Annotated in this window: 1 protein-coding gene; it reads left to right on the top strand. The window is 70.4% G+C overall.

What is annotated here, in order from left to right; genetic code table 11:
- Nucleotides 1–28 precede the first annotated feature (28 nt).
- Nucleotides 29–557, top strand: a 529-nt coding sequence (locus AC1DYG_RS19050) for a flavin monoamine oxidase family protein (RefSeq protein ID WP_477641432.1), incomplete at its 3' end; no start/stop codon positions are given.

Raw genomic sequence — 557 nt, 5'->3', positions numbered from 1 at the left:
GCACCATGAGGGCCACGGCGGCGACGAGGTGGTCTTCCCCCGCGGCTACGACGAGATCGCGACCCGGCTGGCCGAGGGCCTGGACGTGCGCGTGGGCCACGTCGTCGACCGCATCGTCCACGACGCCGCCGGCGTCCGGGTGCACACCGACCGCGGTGTCTTCGACGCCGATCACGTGATCGTCACCCTGCCGCTGGGCGTGTTGCAGGCCGGTGCCGTCGCTTTCGACCCGCCGTTGCCCGCGGCGAAACAGGAGGCGATCGGGCGCCTCGGCATGGGCGTCTACAACAAGCTGTACCTGCGCTTCGACACCCGGTTCTGGGACGACGCCGAGGTCATCGCCCAGTTCGGTCTGCCGGACGAACCGATGGCCGCGTGGTATCCACTGCACGGCGTCACCGGTGTCCCGGTGATCGTCGCGCTACGCGGCGGGTCGGTCGCGCGCCGCATCGAAAGCCTCGACGACACAACCACCGTCGCCGAAGGGATGCTCGCTCTGCGTGCGATGTACGGCGAGAGTGTGCCCGAGCCCCGCGCCTACCGGATGACGCGCTGGT

The organism is Pedococcus sp. P1_H8 (assembly GCF_056405175.1).
The sequence above is the reverse complement of the archived record's forward strand: the minus strand, read 5'-3'. Positions and strand labels throughout refer to the sequence as shown.